An 18,965-nucleotide genomic window follows, 5' to 3' on the forward strand; every position below is an offset into this window, starting at 1 on the left:
CCGGATCAGGTCAATCGCTTTCGCGGCGCGCACGCCGCATCAACCATACGCTAAGGATTGCCAGCAACACCGCCAGCGGCCAATCCCCCATGCGCGCATAGGGCGTTTTGGCGCGTTTCGCAGGCAACGCGACGTCCAGAAACCCGTCCTCGTTAAGTGGCAGACTCGCGATCACCTTCCCGCGCGCATCGATCATGGCCGACACCCCGGTATTGGCGGCACGCACCATCGGCAGGCCCTGTTCGATGGCCCGCATCCGCGCCTGCGCGAGATGCTGGTAAGGCCCCGAAAAATTGCCGAACCACGCGTCATTGGTGATCTGCAACAGGAATTCGGGCCGTTCCGGCGCACCGTTCACGTCCTGCGGAAACACCGCCTCGTAACAGATCAATGGCAGCGCCTTGCCCAGCGGCCCCAGATCCATCAACTGCGGCCCCGGCCCCGGCGAATATCCCTCGCCATGCTGGCTTGCGAACCCGCGCAGGCCAAACCGGCTCATCAGGTCGCCCAGCGGCACGTATTCGCCAAACGGGACGAGGTGGTGCTTGTCATAGATGTCCGTCACCGCGCCCGTACCGTCCATCAGCACCGCCGAGTTATAGACTCGTTCGCCCCCCACCCGGTTGATGCCCAGAACCACCGGCACACCTTCGGCGGCCTCCGCGATCACCGCCAGCGTGTTGGTCGCCCGCCCCAGCAATGTCGGCACCGAGGTTTCTGGCCACACGATCAGATCGGGGCGCGGCGCGCCCAGCCGCGTGAACAGGATCGACCGGTCAAAGAACCGCCCGATATGTGCCGGGTCCCATTTCTGGTGCTGTGGCGCATTGGGCTGGATCAGACGGATCACCGGAGCGTCGGGCACCACCGGGGCTGCTTCGGGCGGGGGCAGCACCATCAACACCAGGGCAGCAAGACCGATCCCCCCGGCCGCGAACCGGGCCACGCCGCCTTGTGCCGCCACAGTCGCAAGACCACAGGCCAGCGCGAACACCAAAAGGTTCAGCCCATGCGGCCCGATCCACGCGGCGAGCTGCCCGGCGAAACTGTCCACCAGCACATAGGACGGCATCCCCCACGGGAAACCGCCAAAAAGATAGGCGCGCACCATCTCGGCAAGGGTCAGGAAAACCGCCACCGGCCAGACTGACCGCCCGATCCGCCTTGCGCCCAAAAAGGCCACAGCCCAGAACAGCCCCAGCCCCACGGCCATGAACAGGATCGCAAAGGGAGCCATCCAGCCATGGCGCACCGGGTCCACGAAGAACGGCTCGACGATCCAGTGGATCGACACGGCGAAATAGCCCGTGCCAAGGCCCCAGCCCTGCCACCATGCCTGCCGCGCCGATCCGCTGCGCCCTAGCGACCAGACCGCAAACGCCAATCCCGCAACCGTCAGAAACCACAGGTCAAACGGCGGGTGGCCCAGCCCGGCCACCGCCCCGGCACCCGCCAACATCAGGAAATCCTGCCAGAAACGCGCACCGGTCTGCCAGCGCGCGCGTCTCTTACTCGTCACGCTGCGCCCCGCTGGGCAGGATCACCCGCAGCCGCTTGATCCGGCGGGGGTCTGCGTCAATCACTTCGAACTCCACCCCGTCGGGCAATTCGACAACCTCGCCCCGCGCCGGGACATGCCCGCACAGCATGAAGACCAACCCGCCCAGCGTGTCGACCTCTTCGTCGTCCACCTCGTCGTGATGGGTCAGCGACCGCCCGATGGCGGCTTCGAACTCGTCCAGCGGCGTCTTGGCCAGCGCGATATAGCTTCCCGGCTTTTCCTCGGTCCACAGGTCGGCCTCGTCAATATCATGCTCATCCTCGATCTCACCGATCACCTGTTCGATCAGGTCCTCGATGGTGACAAGCCCGTCCACACCGCCATATTCGTCGATCACCAGCGCCATGTGGCGCCGCTCGGCCTGCATCCGCGTCAGCAGAACGCCGATCGACATCGACGGCGGCACGAACAGGAGCGGGCGCAACTCCTCGGTGATCTCGAATGCGCCACCCGAGCCGTTGAACCCGTGGCGCAACGCGAAATCCTTGAGGTGCACAAAGCCGATCGGTGTGTCCAGCGTCCCCTCGTAGACCGGCAGCCGCGTCAACCCGCTTTCACGGAACAGCTGCACAAGGTCATCCCTGGTAATGCTGGTGGGAACGGCCACGATATCCGCCTTCGGAATCGCCACGTCCTCAACCCGCATGCGGCGCAGGTTGATCATGCCATGCGTCTGCGTCACAGGGGCCTTGGGCGCCTCTGGTCGCCCCTCCGGGCTTTCGGGTTCGGGGGTGTCTGCAAAAAACAGGCGGCGCAAAAAGCCACCCTTGTTCGTCGGTGTCCGGCCTTCCAGCTGCGCGCCAAGCGCTGCGTTAGAAGACCCGTCGGTACTGTCGCCCATCGGTCCTTTCCATCGGGGATACGCCCCTTGATCCTATGTATATGGGTCAGCGATCCCCATCTTGCCAAGTATCGCCGTTTCAAGCCCTTCCATCAAAGTGGCATCTTTGTCACGCACGTGATCATATCCCAGAAGATGTAACAGACCGTGCACAAGCAAATGCGTCACGTGCGCCTCAAGCGGTTTTTCGCCCGCCTCGGCCTCGCGCGCACAGGTTTCCCAGGCAATGGCGATATCCCCAAGCTCTTCCGGCATGCCCGGCAATCCCGGCTCCGGCAGGTCCGGCATGTCCCCGTCCTGCGCCGCGCCGCGTTCCTCGCTGGGCCAGCTCAACACGTTTGTCGGCACCGGCTTGTCCCTGAAATCCCGGTTCAGCTCGGCAATCCGCGCATCGTCGCACGCCAGAAGCGCCACCTCGACCCCTTCGGCGGCGATCCCAAGATGACGCAGCGTTTGCGTAATCGCCCGATCCGCCAGCCCCTCAAGCCCAAGCGCCTGCCAGCGCGCGTCTTCATAAAGAATATCCACGTTCATGACCCGACCATATCGCGGCCAACATCCCGGCAACAGTCGAAAAAACCGTTGACAGGATCCGGCGCAAATCATATCCCGACAAAAATAGTCAGAATCAAGGAGACCGCGACATGACAGACGAAAACACCCCCCGCACCACGCGGCCACGCAAGTGGTCTCTGGCCGGGACCGTGGCAGCGACCGCGCTTGCGGCGGCCCATCCCGTGGTTGTGGCAAGCATTGCCGCCACCACCGGACTGCATGCCACCGCCGCCGAATCCAGCGAAGGCGGCGAGGCCGGGGAATCCGGCGAAGCCGGTGTGGAACTGACCGAGGGGCCCTCTGCCTTCCTTACCCAGTTGGGGTATTTCGAAGGCACCTACCGCATTATCACCCGCCTCTATCTTGACGGCGAAACCGATGCGGCGCGTGCCCATATGGAAGAAAGCCACCACGCCTTTTACGACGACATCGAGGACGCGCTCCAAGCCTATGGCGCTCCGGGCTTCAAGTCGGAAGACGCCGCCTTTGTCGCCGCCGTGCGCGACGGCGCGGATGCCGACACCGTTCGGAAAGCATTTGACACCCTGCACGAAGCGATCTCGCTCAACGCGGCGGCGGCAGATGCCTCGCTGCGCGACCAGATCCTGTCGCTCAAGGATCTCGTCGCACTGGCCGCCGCCGAATACGAGGGTGGCGTCGCCGGGGATGGCGCGATCGACATCGCCATCGAGTACCGCGACAGCTGGGGATTCTACGATGTGGCCCGCGCCCGCGCTCAGGCCATGGTCGACGCAGGCACACCCGATGCCGTCAAGGCGGGTCAGGACGTGCTGGACCAACTGGACGGGGCCGAAGCGCTTTATCCCGGCCTCCTGACCGACAAAGCCAGCACCGATCCCTCACAGCTTACCGTCGCCACCGGTTGGATCGAGATCATCGCGCTGAGGCAAGAGTGATGCCCATCGTTTTAAGCGATTTGCTCACACCATCTGCGGCAGAGGTTCTCTCTGCCGCTGCGGCGCAACTGCCTTTCGAAGACGGCGCCCGCACCGCCGGGTCCGTCGCCCGCGCGGTCAAGGACAATGAACAGGCGGCCAATGGCCCCGAGACCCGCGCCATAACGGAAAAGGTTCAGGCCACGCTGCTCTCCCATCCCGGGTTTCAGGCGGTCGCCTATCCCCGCCAGTTTGCGCGCCTGATCGTCAGCCGCACGTCCGGGGGAGGTCAATATGGTGATCACGTCGACAACGCCCTGATTGCGGGGCAACGGGCAGACGTGTCCTTCACCCTGTTCCTGTCCGACCCCGACACCTATGACGGCGGTGAACTGGTCATTGGCGACCGGATCGAGGACCGCCAGTTCAAGCTCGACAGGGGCGAGGCGATCGTCTACCCCTCCAACACGCTGCACCGGGTCAACCCGGTCACGCGCGGCGCGCGGATCGTGGTGATTGGCTGGGTGACAAGCTGGGTCCGCGACCCGGGCCAACGTGAAATCCTGTTTGATCTCTGGCGTGCGATCAACGCAACGGACGACCCGGCCCAGCAGCAACTCCTGTCGAAATCCCGCAGCAACCTGATCCGCATGTGGGCGGGCTAGGCGTTATCCCTGCTTGGCGGCGTCGGCCTTGTCATAGGCCTTGATGATCGCCGCAACCAGCGGGTGACGCACAACATCTTCAGCAGTGAAATAGTTGAAGCTGATGCCCTTGATCCCCTTCAAAAGGCTCTCGGCATCCCGCAATCCCGACGGCACCCCGCGCGGCAGGTCGATCTGGCTGCGGTCGCCGGTGATCACCATGCGGCTGCCCTCGCCCAGCCGGGTCAGGAACATCTTCATCTGCATCGTTGTGGCGTTCTGCGCCTCGTCCAGCACCACGAAGGCATTAGACAGGGTCCGCCCCCGCATGAAGGCCAGCGGCGCGATCTCGATCTTCTTTTCCTCGATCAGCTTGGCCAGCTGCTTGCCCGGCAGGAAATCATTCAACGCGTCATAAAGAGGCTGCATGTAGGGATCGACCTTGTCCTTCATGTCCCCCGGCAGATAGCCCAGCTTCTCCCCCGCCTCGACCGCAGGACGGCTCAGGATGATCCGGTCCACATGCCCCTGGATGAACATCGATACACCCACGGCCACCGCCAGATAGGTCTTGCCGGTGCCTGCCGGGCCGATGCCAAAGGCCAGTTCGTTGTTGAACAGCGACATGACATAGGCGCGCTGCGCATCGGTGCGCGGCTCAACCAGCTTCTTGCGGGTCTTGATCTCGACCGATCCGCCCTTGAACATCTCAAGCTGATCGCCGTCACGGGTGCCGGTGCCCTGTTCCGATCCACCCATGCGGATTTCGCGGTCGATATCGCCGCTTTCCACCGATTTTCCGGTCTCAAGCCGCTCGTAAAGCGCTGTCAGAATCTCTGCCGCCTCGACGCGCGCCGCCTCTTCACCATGAATCGCCAGTTGGTTGCCCCGGCGCAGAATCTGCACCCCGACCTTCTGTTCTATATCTGCAAGATTGCGATCGTATTCCCCGCAAAGGTCTATCAGCAAACGATTATCCGGGAACTCAACCAGCGTTTCGGCGGGCTGTTCGGATGCGGGCGGTGGGGTCATTGCGCCAATGGCCAATCAAGTCTCCTGACACGATAGAGTCGCTTTATCCTGATCGTGCCAAGATGCGGGGGCGCACGCAAGCGCCCGGCGATGAATTTTCCATGACCACAGGAAAAAGACCGCGTACCAAAGGTACGCGGTCCCAAAAATCATGCGGTGCGGATCAGATCTGGTCCTTGACCGGCGAACCCTTCTTGAACGGCCCGGTCGCCACGCCCGGAGGGGCGGCACCGGAACAGACCGGCTTGCCATAGGGGTCCAGCCGCTGCGACAGGTAGCCTTCGAACCCGTCGTCGATGATCCAGTGGTCACAGCCGTTCGGGTCAACCCAGATTCCGGCCTTGAGCTGGCTCAGATGCTTGCTGTCCCACCCCCGGTCCACTGTCTTGTCGACCTTGTTGTCACAGGCGGCAACCCCGGCAGCCAGCGAAAGAAGGAGAACACCCTTGATCAGTTTCATGTCGTTTCTCCTCAGCGCAGACAGATGATTTCGACACGGCGGTTCTGGGCCATACCCGACGCCGTGCGGTTGGTCGCGCGCGGCATGCGTTCGCCATACCCACGCACATCGACAACCCGCGCTCCGGACTGGCGTGCCACCTTGGCCACCGCGTTGGCACGGTTATAGCTCAGGCGCATGTTGTATTCGTCGCTTGCGCGGCTGTCGGTGTGACCGGCAATGATGAACGCCGAGGCCGTTGCGGTCTTGAAGAACTCGCTCAGACGCTGGCGATTGGCGCCGTTGATGTAATACTTGTCGGTCGCAAAGAACTGGTCCGAATTCATCACGCCACAGACATTGCCCCGGCGGCAGACCGGAATGCCCTGGCGGTTCACGTGCGGGGTCATGTACCCCTCTGCGCCGTCATCCATGACCCAGTGTTCGCACCCGTCCGGATCGACCCAGACTGTCGGGACGTATTCCTGTCCCAGCACAGTACGCTGGTTCTGCGCCGCGACCGGCTGAGGGATTGCCACAATTGCCATGCAGACGGCGGCAATCGCTCCCAATGCGGTCCGGAACGTTTTTCTTGTGTTATCCGCCACAGCGTGTTCCTTTCAATATCCCCCGAAAGCCGACCCCGTGAATCGTTTTCGAAATCAAGACCTTCACCAATGCCGGAAGCTTAGCGAAATTGGACCTCATGTGAAGGATTATTCACAACATCTGGTAGAGGCGGATTGAAAAAATGGCGAAAATATGACGCAAATCGGGCAGAGCTCTGATGGCGATTTGGCCAATTCCTCGCGGATCAACGGATTGTTTCCGTCCCGGGGTCAATGATCGACCAGAACACCCGCCAGCGAATTCGCACCGCTTTCCACGATTCTCACGCGGGCCAGATCACCGGTTCTGGCGTCGCAATCGGCCACATGCACCGCGTGCAGATACTCGGACTTGCCCACCATCTGTCCGGCCAGCCGTCCGGGGCGCTCAAAGAGCACGCTCACCTCGCGCCCCACCATGCTGTCCTGAATGGCGCGCTGCTGCTGGGTGATCAAAGCTTGCAAGCGATACAGGCGGTCCGACGCTTCGGCATCATCCACCAGCGGGCGCTCTGCCGCCGGGGTGCCGGGGCGCGACGAATACTTGAAGCTGAACGCCTGCCCGTATTTCACCTCTTCAATCAAATCCATCGTGTCCTGGAAATCGGCCTCGGTTTCCTCCGGGAACCCGACAATGAAATCCCCCGAAAGCAGGATATCGGGGCGTGCCGCGCGGATGCGCTCGACCAGCCGCAGATAGCTGTCGCGATCATGGCTGCGGTTCATCCGCTTGAGAATCTTGTTGCTGCCAGATTGCACCGGCAAGTGCAGGTAAGGCATCAGTTTTTCGCAAGTTCCATGCGCCTCGATCAGGTCGTCCATCATGTCGTTGGGATGGCTCGTCGTAAAGCGAATGCGCTCCAGCCCATCCACCTTGTCCAGCTCCCAGATCAGCCCCGCCAGCGTCATGTCACCGTTCGGCCCGGCCCCATGATAGGCATTCACGTTCTGCCCCAGAAGGGTGATTTCGCGCACACCGCGCTCCACCAGATCACGTGCCTCGGTCAGGATGCGATCCACCGGGCGACTGACTTCGGCACCGCGTGTATAGGGCACCACGCAGAAGGCGCAGAACTTGTCACAGCCCTCCTGCACGGTCAGGAACGCGGTCGGGCCACGCTTGGCCTTGGGACGGCTTTTCAGACGTTCGAACTTGTCCTCTTCGGGGAAATCCGTATCCAGCGCTTTCTCGCCACCTTGGGTCTTGGCTTCCATCTCGGGCAGGCGGTGATAAGCCTGCGGCCCCACCACCAGGTCGACCATGGGCTGACGGCGCATGATCTCTTCGCCCTCGGCCTGCGCAACACAGCCCGCAACCCCGATTTTCAGGTCCGGCTTTTCCGCTTTCAGCCCCTTGAACCGGCCCAGTTCGGAATAGACCTTCTCGGCTGCCTTTTCCCGGATGTGGCAGGTGTTGAGCAGGATCATGTCGGCGTCATCCGGGCTCTCGGTCGTTTCATACCCCGCCCCGCCCATGGCCTCAGCCATACGCTCGCTGTCATAGACATTCATCTGACAGCCATAGGTCTTGATATAGAGCTTTTTCGTATCGGCCATGGATCCGGTCCTGTCGCGGTTTCAGGGCGCTTCCCTACAGCAAAACCGGGGTGGCTTGCAATGCACCCCGAATTAACCGAATCTGACGCAAAATAACGGCGAGGCCGGGCATGCAGTACGATTCCGTTTCACAGTTCCTCCGCACTGGCAAAGCGCACCTCGCCAAGGGGCCGGTGGCGCTGATCTTCGTCGAGGATGACGTCGAGATTGACAGCACCCTGCGCCATCATCTCGACCTTGGGTTCGCCAAGGTCATCGCCTTCATGCCCACGGCCTTCGATCTGGCAGAAGACCTGGCCGAAACCTGCCCCCGCGTCACGATGGACTCCCCGCGTGGCGCGGCCATGCTCGACGCCGTGAACGCAGTCAACGCCGCCGCGCCCGGTCTCTGGCTCTATTACTGTTTCAACGCCGAATACCTGTTCTACCCGTTCTGCGAAACCCGCACCATTGGCGAGATGCTGACCTTCCACACCGAGGAACGCCGCGACGCGATGCTGTCCTATGTGGTCGATCTCTATGCCCCGGACCTTGTCGCGATGCCGGGCGCGGTCTCGCTCGAAAACGCCCAGATGGACCGCACCGGCTATTACGCGCTCGCCCGGCCCGACCCGGACAACCACAATCATCCCAAGGAACGCCAGCTGGATTTCTTCGGCGGCCTGCGCTGGCGGTTCGAGGAACATATCCCCGCCAACCGACGCAAGATCGACCGCATCTCGATCTTCCGCGCCAAGGAGGGGCTGCATCTGCGCGATGATTTCACCTTCGATGACGAGGAATACAACACCTACGCCTGCCCCTGGCACAACAACATCACCGCCGCGGTCTGTTCCTTCCGCACCGCCAAGGCGCTCATGTCCAACCCGGGCAGCCAGTTCGACATTCAGCAATTCAGGTGGCACAACTCCGTGCCCTTCGAATGGCATTCCCGGCAGTTGCTCGACCTTGGGTTGATGGAGCCGGGGCAATGGTTCTGATCTGTGATTTATGATGGTGCCTGCCATTGCGGCTTGGTCCGCTTCCGGGTCGAGGCCGACATTGACCATGTGCGCGTCTGTGATTGTTCCATCTGCCACCAGCGCGGCGCACTGATCTACCGGGTTCCGGATGCGGCGCTCACCCTGCTGACTCCCCTGTCTGAGCTGTCGCTGTACGAATGGGGCAGCCGCACCGCCAAAGATTACTTCTGTCCCCGCTGTGGCATCCTGCCCTTTCGCCGCCCCTCCGCACCTACACGACAGGAACAGGCCGAGGGTGTACAGCCCTTTGATGGATGGGCCATCAACACCCGCTGTCTGCAAGGGTTTGACCCGTCAACGGTGCCCGTGCGCCCCATCCATGGCAGCCGCATCTTGCATGACGACGCATCAAGGCGTTCGGAAACGCCTTGATCAAGCCGTGGATTCGGCGTTCCGGCTCAGAAAGCGACCAATACCGCGCCGACGCGCCCACCGGCTTCGACCATCTCATGGGCCTGAACCGCCTGTTCCGGCGCAAACACATGCGGCTCGGGCAGGTGCAGCGCCCCGTCGCCCAGCGCTGCGTGCAGCCACCGGATCGCAGCGTCGCGGGGGCCGTCCGGCAGGATATAGATCAGCACGATATCAAGCGTCAGCGCCTTGAACAGCATCGGCCCAAAGGGCAGTTCCGGCGCCATGTCCTTGGCCGATCCATAGATCGCTACTCGTCCGTTGGCCACCATCACTTCGGCCAGCAACGCCGCGTTCACGCCGAACTCGACCTCCACCGCAAGGTCAACCCCGACGCCCTCCGTCGCGCCCAGAATATCCGCCGCAAGGGTCGCGCTGTCATAAGGCAACACCACGTCCGCCCCGGCGGTCCGCACGCGGTCCATGTCGCGCGCGCCGCAAGTGGCGATCACCCGCGCGCCGCCCCACTTGGCCAGCTGTACCGCGAGAAAGCCAACCGCACCGCCACCGCCCGAGACCAGCACCGTCTTCCCGCTTATGTCGCCGCCGCCAAAAACACAGTGACACGCCGTCAGCCCCGGAATGCCCAGCACCGCCCCGGTTTCCTGCGATACCCCTTCGGGCAGCGTCACCGCCTGCGCTTCGGGAAGGCACACATATTCCGCACAGGTGCCGAAAGGGCGCTGCCACTGCCCGTTCCATATCCAGACCGACGCCCCCACGCGGGCCGGGTCAACCCCTTCGCCCACGGCCTCGATCACACCCGCTCCGTCCGAATGCGGTACGATCACCTCGAACGGCGGCTTGGTTACGCCGGGCCGCGCCCCGCCGCGCGCCTTGACGTCCGAGGGGTTCACACCGGAAAAGGCAACCCGCACAAGAACCTCGCCCGGCCCCGGTGCCGGTGTCTCCAGCTCTTCGATCCGCAATACATCACGCGCCGCGCCAAAGGCGCGCCAGGTCACAGCTTTCATGGAAATCCCCCTGAAATCCCCTTGTGTCATTCCTGCGCCATGCTGTCACAGGGTCAGGCGGGGTGCAACGGGATGCGTTTGTTCTCAGGTCCGGCGCAGGCGGATCACGACGTCGATCTTGGCGATCTCGGCCCCTTCGGGCGCGTCGGGCAGGCGCGCAATCTGCAACTGGTCCGCCGGCGCATCGGTCAGCTCACGCTCATCTTCCCAATAGAAATGCGGATGATCCCCGGTATTGGTGTCGAAATAGCTCTTGGCCCCGTCCACCGTGATCTCCTGCATCAGCCCGGCATCACAAAAGGCGCGCAGCGTATTGTAAACCGTTGCAAGGGAAACGCTTTCCCCGGAGTGGCGCACCAGCGAAAACAGGCTCTCTGCCGTCACGTGACGATCCTGCCCATCCCCCACCAGCAACGCCGCCAACGCCACGCGCTGGCGCGTCGGGCGCAAACCCGCGCTTGCGAGCCACCTGGTTCCGTTGTCGATTGCCTGCGTGTTCATGGCGTGCGCTTTCCGTTTCTTAACAGATCATATAACCCGCCTGCCCCCCGTTTTTCAATTGAAAATGAGTTGCAACACCAATCCATGCCCCTACAGGCGCCTTGCAGGACAGCTTGGCACGGTGCTAGAGGGGGCATAACGGACTACAGACTATAGAGACTATCAAGAGGGACCATCCGAATGGCCGACTACCCCACGAGCTTTGACAAAGAAGGTCTGCTGCAATGCGCGCGCGGCGAGTTGTTCGGCCCCGGCAATGCCCAGCTTCCTGCCCCGCCGATGCTGATGATGGACCGCATCACCGAAATTTCGGGCGACGGCGGCAAACATGGCAAAGGCCACGTGGTTGCCGAATTCGACATCACCCCCGACCTCTGGTTCTTCGACTGCCACTTCCCGGGCAACCCGATCATGCCCGGCTGTCTGGGCCTTGACGGGTTGTGGCAGCTCACCGGCTTCAACCTCGGCTGGCGCGGCTGGCAGGGGCGCGGCTATGCGCTGGGTGTGGGCGAAGTGAAGCTCAAGGGCATGGTGCGCCCGGACCGAAAGATGCTGACCTATTACGTGGACTTCACCAAGGCCGTGCAGACCCGCCGCCTGACCATGGGCGTGGCCGACGGCATCGTCGAAGCCGATGGCGAAGTGATCTACGAGGTGAAAGACATGAAAGTGGCGCTCAGCGAAAGCTGAGGACCTCGGGATGCGGTGCGTGAAATCACGCACCCTACCCCTCTTCCGTAGGGTGCGTGCTCGCACGCACCTTGCCATGTTTTTCACGAACCATTAACCATTCCCAACTACCCTCTGCGGGATGGCAAACTATCTACGCCCGCGCGTGCCGGGCGCCACGATTTTCTTCACAGTTGCCCTGGCGGACCGATCCAGCGACCTGCTGATCTCGGAGATTGATAAATTGCGCGACGCTGTCCGCCAGACCAAGGCCGAACGCCCGTTCGACATCGAGGCGTGGGTGGTGCTTCCCGATCACCTGCATTGCATCTGGCGCCTGCCCGCCGGCGATCGCGATTTCTCGACCCGCTGGCGGCTGATCAAATCCCGTTTCTCACGCGGCTTGCCTGCCGGCCCCCGTCGCCCAAGCCACGTCACCCGAAACGAACGGGGCCTGTGGCAACGCCGCTTCTGGGAACACCACATCCGGGACCGGGCCGACCTGAGCGCGCACCTCACCTATTGCTGGTGGAACCCGGTCAAACACCGCCTCGTCCAGGCGCCCGAGGACTGGCCCCACTCCAGCGTGCACAGCGACGCCCGGTTCGCGCCAGGTTTGGCAAGCGGTGCCTGACATCACGCCCTCACCCCCGAAACCCGACGGCAGCCCGTAGGGTGCGTGCTCGCACGCACCGCGCTTGTTTGCCCGCTCCATCGCGCCGCTCTCGCCCCATCCCATCTTGCACCCCTGCCCCCCAAGCCCTAGTAAGGCAGCAACAGCTAAGGGAGAGCACGTATGCGTCGTGTCGTCGTCACCGGACTGGGCATTGTCTCGTCCATCGGAAACAACGCCGAAGAGGTCACCGCCTCGCTCAAGGCCGGTAAATCCGGCATCGTCGCCAGCCCGGACATGGCCGAGCACGGGTTCCGCAGCCAGATCGCCGGGACCCTCAAGATCGACCCCAAGGAACATATCGACAAGCGCGCACTGCGTTTCATGGGCGATGGTGCGGCCTACGCCCATATCGCCATGCAACAGGCGATTGCCGATGCGGGCCTCACCGAGGACCAGATCGTCAACGAACGCACCGGCCTTGTCGCCGGCTCGGGCGGCCCATCGACCAGCGCCATGCTGACCGCGCACCAGACCGTGCTGAAATCCGGCGCGACCAAGCGCATCGGCCCGTTTGCGGTGCCGAAATGCATGTCGTCCACGATCTCGGCCAACCTCGCGACCGCCTTCAAGATCAAGGGCATCAACTATTCCATCACCTCGGCTTGCTCGACCTCGCTGCATTGCATCGGCAACGCCGCCGAACAGATCATGATGGGCAAGCAGGACGTGATGTTCGCCGGGGGCGGTGAAGAGCTCGACTGGACCCTCTCCTGCCTCTTTGACGCGATGGGCGCCATGTCCTCGAAATACAACGACACGCCCGAGAAAGCCTCGCGCGCCTTTGACGAAACCCGCGACGGGTTCGTGATTTCGGGCGGCGGCGGCATCGTGGTGCTGGAAGATCTCGATCACGCGCTGGCACGCGGCGCCAAGATCTATGCCGAAGTGACCGGCTTTGCCGCAACCTCGGACGGGCATGACATGGTGGCCCCGTCGGGCGAAGGCGGCGAACGCGCGATGCGGCTGGCCACGGCCACCCTGCCCGAAGGCCGCACGGTCAGCTACATCAACGCCCATGGCACGTCGACCCCGGTTGGAGACGTGGGCGAAGTCGAAGCCGTGCGCCGCGTCTTTGGAGAGGGCAACACGCCGCCGATCTCCTCGACCAAATCCATGACCGGCCACGCACAGGGCGCCGCAGGCGCGCTCGAGGCGATCTTCTGCCTCCTGATGCTCGATGGCGATTTCATCACGCCGTCAATCAACGTGGAAACGCTGGATCCGGCCATCAACCCGGACGAGATCGCAACCGAACTGGTCGAGAATGCAGGTCTGGACACGGTGATGACCAACAGCTTCGGCTTTGGTGGGACCAACGGCTCCATGTTGCTGTCGAAATACAAGGGATAAGCGCGCCATGACCATTACGATGAAAGGCAAACGCGGCCTGATCATGGGCGTCGCCAACGAACGCTCGATTGCCTGGGGCATTGCCAAGGCCATGCACGAAGCCGGGGCCGAACTGGCCTTCACCTACCAGGGCGAAGCCTTTGGAAAACGTGTGGAACCACTGGCCGCGAGCCTCGATAGCGATTTCCTTGTCGATGTCGACGTGACCGACGACGCCTCGCTGGACGCCGCATTCGAACAGCTGGCAGCGAAATGGCCGACCATCGACTTTGTCGTGCACGCCATTGCCTATTCCGACAAGAACGAACTCACGGGGCGTTTTGTCGATACCTCGCGCGAGAACTTCAAGAACTCGCTGGACATCTCCTGTTATTCGCTGATCGAAGTGGCGCGCCGCGCCCACCCGATGATGCAGGAAAACGGCGGCACGATCCTGACCCTGACCTATTCGGGTTCGAACCGTGTGACCCCGTTCTACAACGTCATGGGTGTTGCCAAGGCCGCCCTGGAAAGCGCGACGCGTTATCTGGCCAATGATCTTGGCCCCGACGGTATCCGCGTCAACGCCATCTCGCCGGGTCCGATGAAAACCCTCGCCGGCGCGGTGATCGGCGGTGCGCGCAAAACGTACAAGCACACCGACCAGAACGCCCCCCTGCGCGCCAACGCGACGCTCGAAGCGATCGGCGGAACCGCGGTCTACCTCGCATCCGATGCCGGTGCCTGCACCTCGGGCGAGATCATCCGTGTCGATGGCGGTTATCACGTGCTCGGCATGCCGCAGCCCGAAAACCTCTGAGGATTGGGGGCCAGCCCCCAAACTCATGGCCAATTGGGGGCCAGCCCCCAAACCCCCGGGGTATTTCTGGAAAAAGAAAGATAAAGGGGCTCAGCCCTACTGAGCCGCGCGCCATTCCGTGGCGATGTCCGAGAGAATCGTGGCGGCATCCCCGTGCCGGGTCCGTGCCACGCCTGTTCCGGCCCAATGCGCCCCATAGCCGTGTTCGCCCTGCGCCTTGGCAACGCCATGCAGCGCCTTGCCCGCATCATAGGTGACCGGATAATCCGGCACACCGTCCCGCCCTGCCCCCCAACGCGTGAACCGGTTTTGCAGGCACCGCGCCGGGCGACCCGAAATAGCCCGCGTCAGCACCGGGGGCTGGCTTTGCGGCGCGCGCAAAGCGGCACGATAGCCGGCATCTGCCGCCGACTCAGTGCAGTCGAGGAAAACCGTGCCCAATTGTGCCGCCACCGCGCCAAGCCCGACCACGCGCGCCACATCCGCGCCGGTCATCACCCCACCGGCTGCAATCACCGGCACGCCAATCTCTCCCACGAGCCGCCTGACCAGCGCATCTGTTGTCAGTGCCTCATCCGGCTCTTCCGGGTCAAACATGCCGCGATGCCCGCCGGCTTCGATCCCCTGCGCGACCACCGCGTCCACCCCGGCCCGCACGGCAGCGCGGGCCTCATCAAGGGACGTGGCCGAGGCCAGCACCAGATTGCCCGCTTCCTTCAGGCCCTTGATCCACGCAGGATCGGGCAGACCAAAATGCAGGCTCACCACCCCCGGATTTTCGTCGAGCACCATGTCGTACATCGCCGGGTCCGCCACGAAAGAGGTGTAGATCTCATGAAGCCGGTCCGGTGGCTTCACCCCGAAACGGGCAAACTCCGGAGCCAGCGCCTGCAACCACGCCGCCTCGCTTCCGGCGTCACGCCGGGCCGGGGCGTGGCAAAAGAAATTGGCGTTGAACGGGCGGGCGGTCAGCCCCCGCGTTTCGCGGATCATGGCCCGCGCCGCGTCTACCCCCGCGGCCCCGAGCCCCAATGCCCCCAATCCCCCCGCGTTGCTGACGGCGGCAGCCATGGCCGGGGTCGACACGCCCGCCATGGGCGCCTGAAAGACCGGCCAACGCAGGCCCAATTGCGCAATAATGTCCATGTCATCCTCCTGATCGGGCGCAAGCTAACACCCTGCCCCAAAAAGAAAAGCCCGCCTATAAATGGCGGGCTTTCGCAAATTTCGTTGACCGGAAAGTTTTAGTTGATCGAGACCAGTTCGATCGCAAAGGTCAGATCCTTGCCCGCCAGCATGTGGTTGGCGTCCAGCGTCACGGTTTCTTCGGTGATCGCGGCAACCGTCACCGGCACGACCTGTCCGGTGGGCGCTTGCATCTGCAATTGCAGGCCAACTTCCAGCGGGATTTCCGCCGGGATATCGGCACGCGGCACATCCTGGATGGCGCCTTCGTGGCGCGGGCCATAGGCCTGATCACAGGGGATCTCGGTGGTCTTCTTGTCACCCACAGCCATACCGTCCACGGCCGCGTCAAAGCCGGGGATCACCTGACCGGACCCCAGCGTGAATTCCAGCGGGTCGCGCCCCTCGGAACTGTCGAAAACCGACCCGTCGCTCAGCGTGCCAGTGTAGTGAATACGGACCGTATCGCCCGATTTTGCGGCTGTCATGAAATGTCCAATCTCTCAGCGTTTTCCGATCCGGTGATCGGCTTGAGGGTCGCAATCTAGCGGCACCACGCCGGAATGACAAACGCCCCTTTTCCCCCGTCCCAAATCCTGCCAAGCTCGGGTCCGAGCGAGGGAGGACACCATGCCTATCACCACCTGTATCTTCGATGCCTATGGCACGCTTTTCGACGTGGCCGCCGCCGCCCGCGAGGCCGCCGCCGAGCCGGGGCGTGAGATTTTTGCCGAACACTGGCCGCGTGTTGCGCAGGACTGGCGGCTGAAACAGTTGCAATACACCTGGCTGCGTGCCGTGGCCGATGCCCATACCGATTTCTGGGAGGTCACACAGAACGGCCTTGATTGGGCGCTCGAGGCCAGCGGGCTTGAAGGCGACCCCGAGCTGCGCGAACGCCTGTTGCAGCTTTACTGGGAACTGTCCGCCTATCCCGAAGTGCCCCAGATGCTGGCAGACTTGAAGGCACAGGGCATGAACACCGCGATCCTGTCCAATGGCTCGCCCTCGATGCTCAACGGCGCGGTCGACTCTGCCGGGATCGGCGCACTGCTGGACGACGTTCTCAGCGTCGAGGACGTGGGCATCTTCAAACCCGACGCTTCCGTTTACGAACTTGTCCTGAAACGCTTCAATTGTGCGCCCGACAACGTGCTCTTTGTGAGCTCCAACGGCTGGGACGCCGCCTGCGCCACGGGCTTTGGCTTTACCACCGCCTGGGTCAACCGCGCAGGCGAACCGATTGACCGCCTGCCATGGACACCACAGATCGTGCTGACCGACCTCACCGGCATCCCCGAGGAGACCAACCGCTAATGCCCCAATTCACCAGCTCTGACGGCCTCTCGCTTTATTACGATGACACCGGGGGAGATGGCCCGGTGGTGCTCTGCCTCTCCGGCCTGACCCGCAACAGCAGCGACTTTGACTATGCCATGCCTGCCCTTTCCGGCGCGCGCGTGATCCGCATGGATTATCGCGGGCGCGGCAAGTCGGACTGGACCGAAGATTTCTCGACCTACAACGTGCCCCGCGAGGCGCAGGATGCGCTGGAATTGCTCGACCATCTCGGGATCGACCAAGCTGCCATCCTTGGCACCTCGCGCGGCGGGCTGATTGCGCTGTCCCTCGCCGTCATGGCCCGCGACCGCCTCACCGGCGTTTGTTTCAACGATGTCGGCCCGGTGATCGAGGTCGAAGGGCTGTCCGTCGTGCTGGATTTCGTCGGCCGTAACCCGGTCTGGAAAACCCACGACGAGGCTGAAAACGTCATCGGCAGCCGCATGGCCGGCTTTGCCAACGTGCCGCAGTCGCGCTGGCGGGAAGAGGTGGAAAAGCACTTCATCGCCTCCGAAAATGGCCTCAGGATCAACTACGATCCGAAACTGCGCGATGCCACGCTCGCCGCCTTTGATCCCAGCGCCGAACCGCCCGATCTCTGGCCTCTCTATGACGCCCTGCGCGGCCTGCCGCTGGCGGCCATTCGTGGAGCCAACTCCGACATCATGAGTGCGGCCACCCTGACCGAGATGCAAAACCGTCTGCCCCTGCGCGCCGCGACCATCCCGGATCGCGGCCACGTCCCCTTCCTTGACGAACCCGACGCGGTGGCGCTTTTGCGCAACTGGGTCAACGACCTGAAAGCCTGAGAGATGAATATCGACATGATCCGCGCCGCCGCCCGGCGGCTTGACGGCCACGCCCGGCGCACCCCCCTGCTCTCGTCCCCCTTCCTTGACGACATCGCCGGACGCCGTGTTCTGGTCAAACCGGAATGCCTGCAACATACCGGATCCTTCAAGTTCCGCGGCGGCTGGTCGGCGGTCTCCGCGCTCGACCCCGAGACCCGCAAACGCGGCGTGATCGCCTTTTCCTCGGGCAACCATGCACAGGGCGTGGCCCTTGCCGCCGCCCAGCATGGCGCACCCGCCGTGATCATCATGCCCAATGACGCGCCCCAGCTCAAAATCGACAACACCCGCGCGCTGGGGGCCGAGGTGGTGCTTTATGACCGTCCCGGCGGCGAAAGCCGCGAGGCGGTGGGGGACAGGATTTCCAGCGAACGGGGCCTCACCCTGATCCGCCCTTATGACGAGCCACAGGTGATCGCCGGACAAGGCACCACCGGGCTTGAAATCGCCGAACAGGCCCGCGCCGAAGGGGTCGAAACCGGCGACGTGCTGATCTGTTGCGGCGGGGGCGGGCTGACCTCTGGCATCGCGCTGGCTCTGGAAGCGGATGCGCCCGGCCTGCGCGCGCGCCCTGTCGAACCCGAAGGCTTTGACGACGTGGCCCGCTCGCTGATCTCGGGTGGGATCGAAACCAACAACCGCCAATCGGGCAGCCTGTGTGACGCCATCATCACGCCTGCGCCGGGCGAGATCACCTTCCCGATCATGTCCCGCCTCTGCGGCCCCGGCCTTGTCGTGACCGAGGAAGAAGCGCTCCGCGCCGTGGCTCTCGCCTTCAAACGCCTCAAGATCGTTGTTGAACCCGGCGGCGCCGTGGCGCTGGCCGCTGCGCTGTTCCATGCAGACAAGATCGAAGGCGACGCGGTGATCGCGGTTTGCACGGGCGGCAATGTCGACGCCGATCTCTTTGCCGACACGATCACGAAATACGACTAGGATCGCGCCCGACCCTGAGGGTGGGCGCCTCTCTAAACCATGACACGGTGGCTAAATCGGCCATGCCATCCAGCCACCGAAACAAGCCAATCAAATCGCGCCCGCCCTTGGGGGCGG

General features: G+C 63.3%; 22 protein-coding genes. 11 read left to right on the forward strand and 11 right to left on the reverse strand.

The window, feature by feature from the left end; all coding sequences use genetic code 11:
• Window positions 1-10: 10 nt before the first annotated feature.
• Genes lnt through ybeY form a run of 3 tightly spaced genes read right to left on the reverse strand, consistent with a single transcriptional unit; the run spans window position 11 to window position 2,936 of the window.
• On the reverse strand, window positions 11-1,519 hold the full coding sequence (gene lnt, locus ACS3QZ_RS07535) for an apolipoprotein N-acyltransferase (RefSeq protein WP_456037279.1): 1,509 nt from the start codon (window positions 1,517-1,519) through the stop codon (window positions 11-13).
• The gene (locus tag ACS3QZ_RS07540; RefSeq protein WP_456037280.1) at window positions 1,509-2,402 is read right to left on the reverse strand and encodes a hemolysin family protein; all 894 of its coding nucleotides are present in this window, start codon (window positions 2,400-2,402) and stop codon (window positions 1,509-1,511) included. The genes lnt and ACS3QZ_RS07540 overlap by 11 nt, the downstream gene beginning before the upstream one ends.
• Window positions 2,403-2,435: 33 nt before the next feature.
• Window positions 2,436-2,936 (reverse strand): rRNA maturation RNase YbeY, encoded by a 501-nt coding sequence (gene ybeY, locus ACS3QZ_RS07545; RefSeq protein WP_456037281.1) that lies wholly within the window; start codon window positions 2,934-2,936, stop codon window positions 2,436-2,438.
• Between the two features lie 110 nt (window positions 2,937-3,046).
• On the opposite strand from ybeY, the gene ACS3QZ_RS07550 reads away from it, so the two are divergent.
• Entirely contained in the window at window positions 3,047-3,874 is an 828-nt protein-coding gene (locus ACS3QZ_RS07550) for a 4-helix bundle domain-containing protein (protein ID WP_456037282.1), read from the forward strand.
• Window positions 3,874-4,518 (forward strand): Fe2+-dependent dioxygenase, encoded by a 645-nt coding sequence (locus ACS3QZ_RS07555; RefSeq protein ID WP_456037283.1) that lies wholly within the window; start codon window positions 3,874-3,876, stop codon window positions 4,516-4,518. The genes ACS3QZ_RS07550 and ACS3QZ_RS07555 overlap by 1 nt, the downstream gene beginning before the upstream one ends.
• A gap of 3 nt (window positions 4,519-4,521) precedes the next feature.
• Here the strand turns inward: ACS3QZ_RS07555 and ACS3QZ_RS07560 are convergent, their stop codons facing one another.
• The 4 genes from ACS3QZ_RS07560 to miaB all read right to left on the reverse strand — a co-directional run bounded on the left by ACS3QZ_RS07560 (window position 4,522) and on the right by miaB (window position 8,133).
• Window positions 4,522-5,544 carry a PhoH family protein gene (locus ACS3QZ_RS07560; RefSeq protein WP_456037284.1) on the reverse strand — a complete coding sequence of 341 codons (1,023 nt, stop codon included), beginning with the start codon at window positions 5,542-5,544 and terminating at the stop codon, window positions 4,522-4,524.
• Between the two features lie 148 nt (window positions 5,545-5,692).
• Window positions 5,693-5,989, reverse strand: a complete 297-nt coding sequence (locus ACS3QZ_RS07565) for a hypothetical protein (RefSeq protein WP_093089964.1) — start codon at window positions 5,987-5,989, stop codon at window positions 5,693-5,695.
• A gap of 11 nt (window positions 5,990-6,000) precedes the next feature.
• Window positions 6,001-6,516: an OmpA family protein gene (locus ACS3QZ_RS07570; protein ID WP_456039318.1), complete on the reverse strand. Its 516-nt coding sequence runs from the start codon at window positions 6,514-6,516 to the stop codon at window positions 6,001-6,003.
• Window positions 6,517-6,807: 291 nt separating this feature from the next.
• Window positions 6,808-8,133, reverse strand: coding sequence for a tRNA (N6-isopentenyl adenosine(37)-C2)-methylthiotransferase MiaB (gene miaB / locus ACS3QZ_RS07575; protein ID WP_456037285.1), 1,326 nt, complete (start codon window positions 8,131-8,133; stop codon window positions 6,808-6,810).
• 110 nt (window positions 8,134-8,243) lie between these two features.
• On the opposite strand from miaB, the gene ACS3QZ_RS07580 reads away from it, so the two are divergent.
• Complete coding sequence (locus ACS3QZ_RS07580; RefSeq protein WP_456037286.1) at window positions 8,244-9,113, forward strand: hypothetical protein; 870 nt, start codon at window positions 8,244-8,246, stop codon at window positions 9,111-9,113.
• A 3-nt stretch (window positions 9,114-9,116) separates the two neighbouring features.
• On the forward strand, window positions 9,117-9,527 hold the full coding sequence (locus tag ACS3QZ_RS07585) for a GFA family protein (protein WP_456037287.1): 411 nt from the start codon (window positions 9,117-9,119) through the stop codon (window positions 9,525-9,527).
• A 26-nt stretch (window positions 9,528-9,553) separates the two neighbouring features.
• Here ACS3QZ_RS07585 and ACS3QZ_RS07590 read toward each other — a convergent pair whose 3' ends face one another.
• Both ACS3QZ_RS07590 and irrA read right to left on the reverse strand, forming a co-directional pair.
• Window positions 9,554-10,540: an NADPH:quinone reductase gene (locus tag ACS3QZ_RS07590; RefSeq protein ID WP_456037288.1), complete on the reverse strand. Its 987-nt coding sequence runs from the start codon at window positions 10,538-10,540 to the stop codon at window positions 9,554-9,556.
• A gap of 84 nt (window positions 10,541-10,624) precedes the next feature.
• Complete coding sequence (gene irrA / locus ACS3QZ_RS07595) at window positions 10,625-11,041, reverse strand: iron response transcriptional regulator IrrA (RefSeq protein ID WP_456037289.1); 417 nt, start codon at window positions 11,039-11,041, stop codon at window positions 10,625-10,627.
• Window positions 11,042-11,221: 180 nt separating this feature from the next.
• Here irrA and fabA point away from each other — a divergent pair, with 180 nt between their 5' ends.
• The 4 genes from fabA (at window position 11,222) to ACS3QZ_RS07615 (ending at window position 14,535) form a co-directional block, all read left to right on the forward strand.
• Window positions 11,222-11,731: a bifunctional 3-hydroxydecanoyl-ACP dehydratase/trans-2-decenoyl-ACP isomerase gene (gene fabA / locus ACS3QZ_RS07600; RefSeq protein ID WP_456037290.1), complete on the forward strand. Its 510-nt coding sequence runs from the start codon at window positions 11,222-11,224 to the stop codon at window positions 11,729-11,731.
• A gap of 121 nt (window positions 11,732-11,852) precedes the next feature.
• Window positions 11,853-12,344: an REP-associated tyrosine transposase gene (locus ACS3QZ_RS07605; protein ID WP_456037291.1), complete on the forward strand. Its 492-nt coding sequence runs from the start codon at window positions 11,853-11,855 to the stop codon at window positions 12,342-12,344.
• 162 nt (window positions 12,345-12,506) lie between these two features.
• Window positions 12,507-13,736, forward strand: a complete 1,230-nt coding sequence (fabB, locus tag ACS3QZ_RS07610; protein ID WP_456037292.1) for a beta-ketoacyl-ACP synthase I — start codon at window positions 12,507-12,509, stop codon at window positions 13,734-13,736.
• 7 nt (window positions 13,737-13,743) lie between these two features.
• A complete protein-coding gene (locus tag ACS3QZ_RS07615; protein WP_456037293.1) occupies window positions 13,744-14,535 on the forward strand; it encodes an enoyl-ACP reductase FabI in 792 nt (263 codons plus the stop codon).
• 96 nt (window positions 14,536-14,631) lie between these two features.
• On the opposite strand, the gene ACS3QZ_RS07620 is transcribed toward ACS3QZ_RS07615, so the two are convergent.
• Together ACS3QZ_RS07620 and ACS3QZ_RS07625 are read right to left on the reverse strand one after the other, a co-directional pair.
• Window positions 14,632-15,681, reverse strand: coding sequence for an NAD(P)H-dependent flavin oxidoreductase (locus ACS3QZ_RS07620; RefSeq protein ID WP_456037294.1), 1,050 nt, complete (start codon window positions 15,679-15,681; stop codon window positions 14,632-14,634).
• Window positions 15,682-15,779: 98 nt separating this feature from the next.
• The gene (locus ACS3QZ_RS07625) at window positions 15,780-16,208 is read right to left on the reverse strand and encodes an FKBP-type peptidyl-prolyl cis-trans isomerase (RefSeq protein ID WP_093089975.1); all 429 of its coding nucleotides are present in this window, start codon (window positions 16,206-16,208) and stop codon (window positions 15,780-15,782) included.
• Window positions 16,209-16,350: 142 nt separating this feature from the next.
• Here ACS3QZ_RS07625 and ACS3QZ_RS07630 point away from each other — a divergent pair, with 142 nt between their 5' ends.
• From ACS3QZ_RS07630 to ACS3QZ_RS07640, 3 genes are read left to right on the forward strand one after another with little or no spacing between them, the layout of a single operon-like run.
• The gene (locus ACS3QZ_RS07630) at window positions 16,351-17,037 is read left to right on the forward strand and encodes a haloacid dehalogenase type II (RefSeq protein ID WP_456037295.1); all 687 of its coding nucleotides are present in this window, start codon (window positions 16,351-16,353) and stop codon (window positions 17,035-17,037) included.
• Complete coding sequence (locus ACS3QZ_RS07635) at window positions 17,037-17,870, forward strand: alpha/beta fold hydrolase (protein WP_456037296.1); 834 nt, start codon at window positions 17,037-17,039, stop codon at window positions 17,868-17,870. The genes ACS3QZ_RS07630 and ACS3QZ_RS07635 overlap by 1 nt, the downstream gene beginning before the upstream one ends.
• Before the next feature lie 3 nt (window positions 17,871-17,873).
• Window positions 17,874-18,848, forward strand: a complete 975-nt coding sequence (locus ACS3QZ_RS07640) for a threonine ammonia-lyase (protein WP_456037297.1) — start codon at window positions 17,874-17,876, stop codon at window positions 18,846-18,848.
• Window positions 18,849-18,965 lie beyond the last annotated feature (117 nt).

It is taken from the genome of Shimia sp. W99, assembly GCF_053851455.3.